8 protein-coding genes are annotated in these 11,583 nt (G+C 58.6%); 3 read left to right on the forward strand and 5 right to left on the reverse strand.

Translation table 11 applies throughout. The annotated features are described in order from the left end of the window. The first annotated feature begins 1,686 nt into the window (after positions 1 to 1,686). Positions 1,687 to 3,267 carry a hypothetical protein gene (locus tag FJ423_RS04040; protein WP_224655860.1) on the forward strand — a complete coding sequence of 527 codons (1,581 nt, stop codon included), beginning with the start codon at positions 1,687 to 1,689 and terminating at the stop codon, positions 3,265 to 3,267. Positions 3,268 to 3,290: 23 nt separating this feature from the next. Beyond that, entirely contained in the window at positions 3,291 to 3,971 is a 681-nt protein-coding gene (locus tag FJ423_RS04045; protein ID WP_064994679.1) for an HAD hydrolase-like protein, read from the forward strand. 143 nt (positions 3,972 to 4,114) lie between these two features. On the opposite strand, the gene FJ423_RS04050 is transcribed toward FJ423_RS04045, so the two are convergent. The 3 genes from FJ423_RS04050 to FJ423_RS04060 are packed head-to-tail and all read right to left on the reverse strand — an operon-like array spanning position 4,115 to position 7,849. Further along, positions 4,115 to 5,857 (reverse strand): FAD-dependent oxidoreductase, encoded by a 1,743-nt coding sequence (locus tag FJ423_RS04050; RefSeq protein ID WP_064994678.1) that lies wholly within the window; start codon positions 5,855 to 5,857, stop codon positions 4,115 to 4,117. A 20-nt stretch (positions 5,858 to 5,877) separates the two neighbouring features. After that, the gene (locus FJ423_RS04055; RefSeq protein ID WP_064994677.1) at positions 5,878 to 6,711 is read right to left on the reverse strand and encodes a phosphoenolpyruvate hydrolase family protein; all 834 of its coding nucleotides are present in this window, start codon (positions 6,709 to 6,711) and stop codon (positions 5,878 to 5,880) included. Further along, positions 6,698 to 7,849: a Tm-1-like ATP-binding domain-containing protein gene (locus tag FJ423_RS04060; RefSeq protein ID WP_245322047.1), complete on the reverse strand. Its 1,152-nt coding sequence runs from the start codon at positions 7,847 to 7,849 to the stop codon at positions 6,698 to 6,700. The genes FJ423_RS04055 and FJ423_RS04060 overlap by 14 nt, the downstream gene beginning before the upstream one ends. A 336-nt stretch (positions 7,850 to 8,185) precedes the next feature. On the opposite strand from FJ423_RS04060, the gene FJ423_RS04065 reads away from it, so the two are divergent. Then, positions 8,186 to 8,641: a hypothetical protein gene (locus FJ423_RS04065; RefSeq protein ID WP_140692109.1), complete on the forward strand. Its 456-nt coding sequence runs from the start codon at positions 8,186 to 8,188 to the stop codon at positions 8,639 to 8,641. Here the strand turns inward: FJ423_RS04065 and FJ423_RS04070 are convergent. Together FJ423_RS04070 and ugpC are read right to left on the reverse strand one after the other, a co-directional pair. Continuing rightward, positions 8,633 to 10,402 (reverse strand): phosphoenolpyruvate hydrolase family protein, encoded by a 1,770-nt coding sequence (locus FJ423_RS04070; RefSeq protein ID WP_064994676.1) that lies wholly within the window; start codon positions 10,400 to 10,402, stop codon positions 8,633 to 8,635. The two genes, FJ423_RS04065 and FJ423_RS04070, sit on opposite strands and share 9 nt — an antisense overlap. 39 nt (positions 10,403 to 10,441) lie before the next feature. Further along, positions 10,442 to 11,557: a sn-glycerol-3-phosphate ABC transporter ATP-binding protein UgpC gene (gene ugpC / locus FJ423_RS04075; protein WP_064994675.1), complete on the reverse strand. Its 1,116-nt coding sequence runs from the start codon at positions 11,555 to 11,557 to the stop codon at positions 10,442 to 10,444. Positions 11,558 to 11,583: the final 26 nt, after the last annotated feature.

Below are 11,583 nucleotides of genomic sequence, written 5' to 3' on the forward strand. Positions count from 1 at the left end.
TGCGCTACCTCATTTGCCACGCCGCGAACCTGCGTCGCGCACCGACCAAGTTGTAGCAACGTGACAGATGGACAGTGAAGATAGCTCCACTCGATCGCTGAACAATGTCACTGCACCAACCCCCTTCCGAGTGATGCACGAGCCAGCTTCAACGGCCGATAGGTGGGCGCAAAGCCGCCATTCGCTGAAAGTCGTTCAGACTGAATATCAGGAGCGCGCAATTTACCGAAACACGACAACGGTCGCTCAAGTTCAGCACTCGCGACGACTGGGCTCCATTCGAAGTGCTTGAAGTGCGTAAAAACGCTTCGAGCTTCTTCAAAACGAGAGGGGTTCGAGTCCACATTGTGGGCAACTCTCAAAAAACATAGCTAGAACAAATGGTTTATGCGGATGTTTTGGTGGGCCCGGAGGGCGTCTTAAGATCGTTGATTGTATTGAGTTTTTCGTGGGCCAGAAACGGAAAGCTTCCCATATCGTTCCGTATGCTCCCGTGACGCCATTTGGTCCGTTCCAACTAAGTTTGCGAAAGTTTCAGAGCCATGCTTCAGAATCAGCACATTAGGCGTGAAAGCAGCTCTTCTGGAGAATCGCTCGCAGAAGAGCTGCAGTGCCTACCCCTCTCCTGGAACCATGGGGTCTTGTCGAACACGGAGTGCAGTATGCATGGGCTTATCGAAACTCGCGATGGCGCCTCCATGGTTAGATAGAGGCCCGTCACCATGCGAGAAGAGATGTCCAACGCCAATTTCAGCCAAGGCCAAGGCCGTCCGAGCGGTAGACGCGTTTCTTCGTCGACAACGAATACGTCAACTATGATCGGTTGCACAAGTTCAAGCCGCCGCGGCACCGAAAGGGCACCTGGCGTGGTTGTAGCTTTGATGACCTCGCTCTCGCGCTTACACCCCTCACCCGTAGATCGACATCTTCAACCCGGGATTTGATGGAGAGCCAGTTTGGTGGAGCAAGGCCGGCCGCTTGCGCAAGCGATTTGGACTTGGCGAACCAACTGCGCGAAAGGGGGGGTGTCGGCTTGAGATAAAAGCCTTCCATCGTTCGACGCACGAGGGCTTCTCGATCTTTGTCGAGGGCGCGATGTCCCTGGCGTCGACCGCGCTTGCGGTGACCGGGCTGAGGTCCAGTTCCTGACCGCCCAAACTTTGTAGATACCGCTCCAGGAATTCGCGGATTGCCTCTTCGCGCCGGCACGCCTCGGTCCACCGCCCTCGCTCCCCGTAATCATTGCTGTCGTCGCCCATGCTGCCTGCGAAGAATTCAAGCTAACCGAGTGCATCCGCTTTGTTGTCGGCCTTCAGACATGAACGTCTTCAACCGGACACTTTTGAACGCCACGGCGGATGGTCCCATAAGAAACCGCGATCCCGCAATCCAGCAGCATTTCTCCGACCACACGCCTGAAGCGACCGATGGCGCATGTGGCCGACAATCGCGGTGTTAATGCCGCAAACCCACCGATTCTGCGACAAGTCCTAAGCTGGCGTCTGACGAGGACAGCGAATCGCAAGTCCCACCATCCGGATCAGGGCCGCTTGACGACATCCCGATCGTCGGGCGCGTAGACGATGTGGCGCATCGTCAGGCGTGCCTTCAAGACCTTGGCACGAGCCTTGCGTAAGTGGAAACAAACCACGAGCTCGCGCTGAGCCGCATTGAAGGAAAAGTCGGATGTCCGGTATTGCGGGCGCATTTGTGTTGCCTTCAAGTCATTCACAGCAGACGGTTTATAATCGGCTCAAGCACATGGTTCCGAAGCTTGACAATCGTGGACAAGCTGGGTTCGGTCTTGCAGCGTTCATGCACGCAAAAGGAATTCGACATATAAGGTCGTGTCGGCCACCACGCGAATTGGTAACCATCGATTGCGATGGGCAGGACGCGAATTTCAGGCCTCATGTAGCGATTGCACATATTCGAAGTCCATCTTCCCTGGAAAACGATGGCAACGTCGCCCAGCCTGTTGATAACCATAAAGCAGGCTGCCGCCATTTGGCCCTTTCGTTGAATGGGGCTTTAGTCAACGCTAATGAACTTCGGAAAGAATTGCACGCGCGAGGGCATAGCTTCGACGGCCAAACGGATGCAGAGCTTCTGCTCAAGCTTATTGAGCACATTTGCCAAAGAGCTTTTTGGCAGCATGCTCTCCCGGTCAACTACGAAAATGTCTTTCGTGATATCGATGATCGGATTGATGGAGCCGTGAGTGCACTTGTATTAGATGGCGAAGGAAATCTGATCGCTTTCCGCAATAGTAGCGGTTTACGTCCGCTGGAATTTATGCAAACGGAAGATGGTGATATACTTTTTGCTTCTGAAAATTCAGCTTTTGCCGGATTACAAGGCACCACGGAGGAAGTTTCGCCAGGCCACATCAAGTATTTGGATGGAAAAACAGGAGAATGCATTGACAGCTTCGTTGGCCATACCCGATACAGCCCTAAGCTTTGCGTCTACGAAACGCTTTACATCGGAAATCTCGAAACGTCCATACGAGGTCAATCTCACCTGGCCACGCGGCACAATATAGGCGCGAGTCTCGGTGGAACTATTTCGCCGAAAGTGGCGGCACAGATGGGCTCTGCCCCTATTGTCGTTTCCTCCATGCCGCATACCGGGGGCCCGTACGCCGACGGCTTGTTCGCGTCTCTGGCCGAGAAACACGGCGCTTTCGTCCAGCGACGTGAAGTAATCGCAACACAACTTCAGCAGCGGACGCTTATAGGTATCGTTGGCACTCGCAACTCGCTTATCGCGCAGAAATACTGTGTCAATGCAGAGAGCGATGTTAGGGGCAGAGTTGTCATGATGGTGGACGAAGCACTAATTCGGGGGGATACAAGCCGGGCTGTAACAGCAATGCTCCATGCTGCCGGAGCGAAGGCTGTGCATTGGGCGATCGGTTCGCCGCCTATCGTCGCACCGAATTACTACGGCATGGGCATCGAGACGATCGACGAGCTGGCGTTCTGGAAGGTATGGAAAACACTGCCATCCAAAAAGCGGAAAGAAAGCCTTAGCTTTCATAAAACCGAACCGCAAATCCTCAGGATGATCGAAAGCAAAATAGCCCTATCAATCAACGCTGCGTCCATCACCTTTCTGCCCTTTAAGGCTCTGATATCGTTGCTGCCTGGAGGGTCCGATGGGATTGATCTATCTCCGTTTACGTTCGACATGCCAACTCCAGAAGGAGAAAAACGCGCGAATAAGAATTTGAATAGATCGACTATCAATCTCGCCTTAACCTGACTATGCCTGCCTGAGGTCACATAATGAAACCTACTCTTGTATTCGATTGGAACGGGACCCTGCTTGACGATGCCGAGGCATTTCTACAAACAACCAACGCTATTCTGAGCCGCTTCGGTCGCGCTGCCATCGATATGCATACTCTTCGGGAACAGTGCGAGGTTCCACTTTCTATCCTTTACCGCAATCTTGGAATGTCGGAGCGCGAGGTCGCAGAAGTGGAAAACGATGACAGCGCTTTTTTTCACGACATGTACGAACCGCTGGCGAGCAAAGCCGATCTACGCGAAGGCGCGCGCCTCATTTTGGAAACGGCGCGTCAACAAGCTGTCTCAACCATCATTCTCAGCAACCATATAGTCGAGCCCCTTCGTACCCAACTGCGAAGGCTCCGAATCGACGATTGTGTTACCGAGGTTCTGGCATTTGAAAGCCGCGCCACTCAATATAAATCTATGAGTAAGGGCGACCGGCTTGGCGTGTACATGCAAACGAACAATCTGAGTGCCGAGTCGACCTTCATCATTGGCGACATGCCGATCGAAACTGATATTGCACGTAACCTCGGGCTGATCAGCATATCTATTACAGGCGGATTTGTTTCCGAATCACGTTTGCAGGCGGCGCAGCCAGACTACATCATCGATGACCATCACAAGCTGCTGCCCATTCTGAGAAAGTACGGCTTCTTTCGGAATGCGTAAATGAGTTATGCAATAGACCTGACCGGAGATCCGGCATCACCCGCAACGCGTACGACACAGGACAAAAGATCGGCCTGGTCGGCGCAGGAGACATGGGGAACTGGTATGACCCAGTCTTTTACGTCCTGGTACCGAACTGCATATCAAAGCCCGCGCAATGCGCTGTCGCGGATGAACTTGATCGCGCGGAATGCGAACACAATCCCAGGGCCGATTGTGATGCCCGCGCCGGGATAGACCCCTCGCATGACTGAAGTCGCGTCATTGCCGCAGGCGTATAACCCATCGATCGGCTTTCCCCACTGGTCGAGCACCCGGCTATAGGTGTCTGTCGCAAGACCGGTAGCCGTCCCCAAGGTGGCTGGAACGATCCGCAAGGCAACAAAAGGACGGGTCTTGATTTGACCGAGGTTTGAATTCGGCTTGCCAACGGAAGGATCACCGAGCGTTTGGTTGAACGCGGATTCACCTCGCTGGAAATACGGGTCGACACCCGTTCGGGCATGCTCGTTATGCTCCTGAATCGTCTGTGCGAGCGCCTTGGGATCGAGGCCGATCTTCACGGCCAGCGCCGCGAGGGTATCCGCCACCTGGATGTACCCGGCACGCTCATAGGATTTCGTGCTGAGGGTCCACGGCCACGGAAGAACTTGGCCCATTCCGCGCTTTTTGAGAAATTCATGATCGCAGATGAAGTAGAAGTGCTTATCCTTCGGGTAGCCGTTCTCGAACATCGCCATGCAGATGTCGTGATACGGGTTCGACTCGTTGACGAAACGCCGCGCGTCCGGGCCGACGGCGATCACGCCAGGGCGGCCGCGGTCCAGCCAGCCGTAAGGAACCGTCTGCATTCGCCCGCCTTTCTCGCGCAGCAGCGACACGGGTGTCCAGAAGCCGGCACTCGCGACCTCGTTGTCGATCTTGCCGCCCGCTTGCAGTCCAATCTTGATGCCGTCGCCCGTGGCGTCCGCATGGGCCAGGCTTTGGTCATGCTGGTGATCGCCGCTGAGAGCACTGCGAAGTCCGGCATCATGGGGGAACCCCCCGGTTGCGAGCACAACGCCGTGAGTTGCCCGCACGCGCATGTCCCTGCCGTCCTTGCGTATGACCGCCCCAACCACCTTGCCCTGATCTATGATCAGTCCGGTGGCTGGCGCGCTGGTCCAGATATCCACCTGCAGCTGTCTCAGGCTCTTGATGAACCTCGCAATCAATGCGTTTCCGCCGCTGAACTCGGTGCCGCGCCTGTAGCGCATCCGGTCGCCGATGTAGCGCCCCAGGCGCCTCAGGACATGCTTCGTGGAATCCCCCGACTTGAAGGGATTGAGGAATCTTCCAACCTCGCCGGAAGAGATCATCATGCCTCCGAGAACCACGCGAATGGGATCGCCAACCAGATCGAAGTCCTTGTCCAGCAGGCGGCCATCGTACGGAGCGGGGCTCAACGCGCGGCCTGAGTTCATCCCGCCGGGCCGGCTTGAGTGGTAATCGGGAGCCGCGGCGAGCGTGAACCTGACCTCGGAGTGCTTCTGGATCTCGATGAGTGCCTCGGGTCCATCCGCCAGATAGGCTTCGACGAACTCCTTCCGGTAGTAATTCCCGAGTTCTCCCTTCAGATACGTGCGAGCATTGTCGATGCTGTCTTCGACCTTCGCAGCTAAGGCCTGCGGCGAGCAGGGTACCCATATCATTCCGTTCGACAGGGCGGTCGTGCCGCCCAGCTTTGGGGATTTTTCGGTCACCAGCACACTTAGTCCCGACTGGGAAGCATAAAGGGCCGCAGACAAGCCCGCCGCGCCGCTTCCAATCGCGACCATGTCGTAGGCCGCGTCCCAGTGTGTGGGGTCCTCCTGCTTGGTCACGAGTGGGGTTACAGTGTCGGCCATGGATTCCTCGGCAGTCGTGCTTAGGGTTTCTTGCGGTTCAGGGGGACGGCCTTGAAGGCTTCGGCAGCCGATTTCACGGCCCGCTCGATCGGAATGCGCTCGATCGAGGACGCGCCGACAAAGCCGATGCAATCGGTGGACCTGTAGACTTCTTCGGTGTCCTGCGGTTCGGCTATCGCGCCGCCATGGGCAAGAAGGATGACGTCGCCGCGGACAGTGCGCGCCGCGTTGTTGATCCGGTTAATCCGTTCGATCGCCTCGCCGATCGCCTGACCCTCGTCATGGCCGACCAGTCCGCCACGTGTGGCGCCGACATGAGGAACGATGCAGTCCGCGCCTGCTTTGGCCATGTCCGCCGCGTCGTTCGCTGAGGCGACATAGGCCATTGAGAAAATGTCCTTCTTCCGCGCCGTGGCGATCATCTCGACTTCGCGCGCGAAGCCAAGGCCTACGCGGCCACGGCGGTCGCGCCACTTGTCGCCCATCGTCGAAATCGTCGGGTAGTTGATCACGCCGGAGTAGCCAGCGGCCCAAAACTTGTCGAGAAGCCTGTCGAGATCGAGCCGGACCGGGTCCCACGCTTCAACGCCACCAATCACCGGAACGTCGGAGATGACATTGCGGATCTCGTCGGCCATTTCTATGGTCCGCGCGTTCGAATCCCCAATCCGGCTGGTCGGCAGGCCCATGAGCCGCGAGAGGCCCGTGCTGTAGACGACAAGCATGTCCGCACCGCCAAGCGCGGCACATTTGGCGACAAGGCCGCAGCTGCTACCGGCAGCCAGGATCGCGGCGCCTTTTACGGACTGCTCGGCGATCCGGGCCAGGATTTCGTTGCGGTCAAACATTCTCATCGGCGGTCTCCGTATCAATGTGGTCAAGTACCCATTCGACCGCGGCACTTGCGAATTCGGGATCGTTGATGTGGCAATTGAGTTCCCGGACGGGGATGTTCCCGGGAAGCGCGGCGCGCAGGCCTGAGAGCCATGCGCGGTTCGCCTCGGGGTCGTGAAACGGCCCGCCTTCGCGGTCGTAATCCGATACACCTTTCGAGGGCCACAGGACTTGCGCGGGTCCTCTCGACGCCGACAGCTTTTGCGCCGTAAGACGTCCGATCGCGTTCGTCTCTTCAGGCGTCGTGCGCAGCAGGGTCGTATACGGTGTGTGCGCGTACAGCCTGCGCTCGGCGAACTCGGGCGGCACCGAGGAGAGGACACCGAAGTTTACCATGTCCACGGCGCCGGGAGCGATCAATTGCGGAATCCCGCACCGCCCGGCTGCAGTCAGCCGATCCGGTCCGGCGCTGGCGGTGCCGCCCAGGAGCTCGTCGGCCAGCTCGGTCGTGGTGAGATCTATTACGGCATCGAATTCACCCGCGTCGACCAGCGATTCCATCTTTCGACCGCCAGCGCCATTCGCCGGAAAAACGATCGCCTCCATCTTCTTGTCCCCAAGAAGCCGGACGCATGCATTGGCCGCGGGGGTCGTCACGCCAAACGACGTGATGGCTACGATCTTTCGCCGTGATTTCGCTTTGGGAAGGTAATGCATGGCGGCGATTGCCCGCGCCGCGTTTTCAAGCACCCGCGAAGTGAACCCGTTCACGCCGAAGAGATCGACCAGCGTGGGATAGAGCAGGACATCCAGCTTCCCGGCCAGTTCGGCAAGCAGGGCCGGGCGTGCGCTGGAGACTAGCAGCTTGGGAAAACCGTATGGCAGGTCGGCGACGACTTCGCCGAACACGCCGCTCCCCTTGCCGCCGCCGATGCCAATCACGGCGGAGACCTTGCCGGTCTCGAAAAGTCCGTTCACCGACTTGCGGGCCTCGCGCGCGATTCCCGCAAGCAGAACCGCCGGATCATTGGACCGGAACCTTCCGTCCTTTGAGGTGCCCACATCGACGAATAAGACGCTGCGTCCCGCGCCCCTGACGATGTCGGCCACGAACGAAGCCTCGACTTGCTTCGTGTCCATCGTCGCGACAATGGCCACGGAGTTATCAACGGTTGTCTCTGCGATCACGATGTTCCGTACCTTCCTGCAGGGGATGGAGGGGACGTCGAACCTTGAGCTCCCATGTCTTCGCCCTCCAAGGCACCGCTCTTGCTTTGTTGCCCAGGACTAGTAAACGCTTCGGGCAGGCTGGATAATCGGCTGCCGAAGGAGAGATGGGTAAATATGGGTAGGTGGGTAATCGTAGACCGACCGATCTGGACCGATGCCCCGAGCGCCGATGACGCCTACGTGTTTGCGCCGAGCCTTCGCGCCTTGCCCGCTGGGTTTCCCCTTGTAATCGCGACGCTTCCCGTTTGCGACTGGAATGGCGAGTTGCTGCGCGGCCTCAACGAGATCGAGCCCGTTGCAGGCGCTCGTTGCTACGCAGCGATCTTGATGATCGACCCGTTCGCGCTTTGGGAGGACGTCGCGGATGCTCTGACGGAGAAAGGTTTCTGCGGCGTGGTGAACCTTCCGCCAGCCTCTCTCATACAAACCAGCTCGGAGGCGGGGGCCGAAGACCATCTGAATTCAATTGAGCTGGAGCGCATGAGATGGTTCGCGGAGAATGGCTTGGGCTTAGCTCTGACATCGACTAATCGAGACGCAGCCGCGGCAGGGAACCTGTTCGAGAAACAGCCGGAAGCCATGCTCTATCTACCGGCGACGGCCCTTTCCTGTCCGATAGCGCCGATCACGTCGCTTGTGCGTCTGGGCGAAACGGGTAGTGAACTGCCTGTTTGGTCGCTGCCGGCGCCCTCGCTCGCCAAGGCTGAGACGTCATTCTAGGATGCGGTGCTTCTTGATCTTGTTGTATAAGGTTTTGCGGGTAATGCCGAGCGCGGCGGCAGCTTTGCCGCGGTGAAGCTTGTTCCGGCGCAAGGCGTCGATGATCCATTCTCTCTCCGAAAGGGTAGTGGTCGCTTTGGTTGCCGGTTTGGCTCCAAGGACCGGAAGGACCCGTTCCGCCGTGATCGACGTGTTCGAGGGCAAGGTGGCCAGCTGTTCGACGACATGGCGAAGCTCCCTGACATTGCCTGGCCAGGCATGGCTGGCCAGCGCCAAAAAGGCGGAGTTTTCGATCGTCAGCGCCTTTGCATCCGCATCGCCCTTGGTCTCCACTGTGAAATGATGGATGAGCGCAGGAAGGTCTTCCAGACGGTCCCGCATGGGAGGAAGGATAATTTCCAGTCCGGCGAAGACGCTTCTCAATCGTGGCGATAGGGGCAGCGCTTCCAGGCTTGCTCCGGCCGGCACGGTGCAGGTGGCGATGATCTTTGCTTCCGATCGCGTCGCAACCGCGCCGTTTACGGCGCTGAAGGTGCCGCGCTCCAGATAATCGGCAAGCTGCTCCTGGCCGTCTTCAGAAAGTGTGTTGAGGTGAAGAATGACCAGGGAGGTCTCCGTTGACATCTCCAGCAGCGACAGCCGGCGCCGTGCGTCCTTTTCCGCTTCCATGCCGAAGAGCGCCATCTCGTTCTGGTTGCCGGGCGCCTTGCGGCAGGGGAAGGTAACCGGCTTGCGGTGCTTTCTCGCGCCGAAGGCATGCACCAGGGACGCGACGCGACGCTTCCCCGTGCCCGGTTCGCCGACGATCAGAACCGGGTTCGTGCCCGTCGAAAGACGCTTTGCCGCGTCAAGCGCCTGATTCATCAACGCCGATTGCGCGATCACGCCATGGCGGTAGCCGTTCAGCTGGAGCTGCCGCTCCATAAGATCGACCTTTTCCCGCAGAACGTTGATGGTCTTGAACCCCGAGGTCATCTCCAGCACCGACATTTCGAGCGGCACCCGGTCGAGGGAAGAACCGCCTATGAACCCCTGCGTTCCTGTCTCGCGGCAGACGTCCATCAACTCCTGGGGCTTCGTGATCGGGCCGCCTCCGAGCAGACAGACGACATTCCTGTTGATACCGTGAGCCGCCCGGGCGATGTCTCCCGTTCGGGCGGCGAGTTCCGCCAGGCCGATGGACGACGACGACACGGCAGTTTCAGCAGGGTTGAGATTAAAATTCATGCAGATCGCGCCCACGCCCGCTTCGACCATTCGGCGGGCCTCAGCCTGCGTGCGGGTGTAGGCGATCGTCATCAGCCCCCGCGCCGCGGCGTTGATGAGTAGTTCGACCTCGCGCGCATATCCGAGGCCGCAGCCCTCGAGAATCGACCTGCGCGCCTCGTCCACATGGATCACGGACGGAAAATTCGTGATCCCTGCAAACCCCCATCGGGTGATGTTGTCGAGGAAGCGATCGAGGTCGAGCCGAGGGTCGAACGTACAGGCGCCGAAGAACACCGGGAGTTTTGTGCTCCTGAGGATTTCGGAGCGGGCGAAACCGGCAACGAATTCGTTGCTGTTGCGGATGGGAAAGATCGACGCCGGAGACGACCCCCCCATCGCACGGAACCGGCCGGCGTTGAGCGCTAGCACGAAGTCCGCCCCCGCGCGCTCGGCGGCCCGCGCTGTCATGCCGGAGCCGATCGCGGCTCCCAGGATAAATGAACGCGAGTTGCCGAGGATTTGCTTGAAGTCCGTTATCTCAGGCTTTCCCATTGGAATGCCGCGATCCTAGCACGTTTGCGGATCCAATGTTCAATTCCAGCTCCCGGGCGCCTCCAGCCTCGTCAGTGCCTTCCCTTCGGGGTCGAAGAGGTGACAGTCGGCAGCGGAGACGGCGAGCGATACCCGCCCGGCGTTGCCGGCGGGAAAGTGGTGGTTGGGCGATCGGGCGACGACATGGTCGCCGAGAGCGGTCCCATAGAGATATGTCGCACTTCCCAGATGTTCAACGAAGTCGACGTCGATCTCGATGACGAGCTCGCCCGGCATGCCGGTTGGCGCCACGAAATCGTCGGGGCGGATGCCGAGTGTCAGCGCGCGGCCGCCTTTCGACGATGTCGTCTGTATCGGCAGCCAACGGGACATCTTATCGCTCAAGGTAATCTCGGTCCTTGCCTGGTCGGAGCCTTTCTCCTTGCAGGGCAGAAAGTTCATTCTTGGCGACCCTATGAAACCCGCCACGAACTTTGAGGCGGGCCGATGGTAGAGATCGTGCGGCGACCCGACCTGTTCTATGCGCCCGTCCTTTAGGATCACGATCTTGTCGGCCATGGTCATCGCCTCGACCTGATCATGCGTCACATAAATCATGGTGTTGCCCAGCTGCTTATGAAGCTTGGCTATCTGCACTCGCATCTGGACACGCAGCTCGGTATCCAGATTGGATAGCGGCTCGTCGAACAGGAACACCTTGGGCTCTCGGACGATTGCCCTTCCGATCGCCACGCGCTGACGTTGTCCGCCGGACAGCTGCCTTGGTTTTCGGTCGAGAAGGTGCTCGATCTGGAGCAGTGCGGCGGCGGCTTGGACGCGGTCGGCGATCTCGTCCTTCTTCATCTTTGCCATCTTAAGCGGGAACGCGAGATTGTTGCGGACGGACAGATGCGGGTAGAGCGCATAGGACTGGAAGACCATGCCTAGATTGCGGTCCGCGGCATCAATCTTGTTTACCACCTTGTCGTCGATCCTGAGCGTTCCACCGGTGATCTTCTCCAGTCCGCCGATCATGCGCAGCAATGTCGACTTGCCGGATCCGGAGGGACCCACAAAAACCACGAACTCGCCATGCCGAATGTCGAGGTCGATATCGCGCAGGATCTCAAGGTTGCCATAGGCCTTCCTGATCCCTTCGAGGCGAACCTCAGCCATGATTTCCTCCCAAGGTGCCGGCGCGC

The sequence above is a fragment of the Mesorhizobium sp. B2-8-9 genome (assembly GCF_006439475.1).
Lineage (GTDB): Bacteria > Pseudomonadota > Alphaproteobacteria > Rhizobiales > Rhizobiaceae > Mesorhizobium.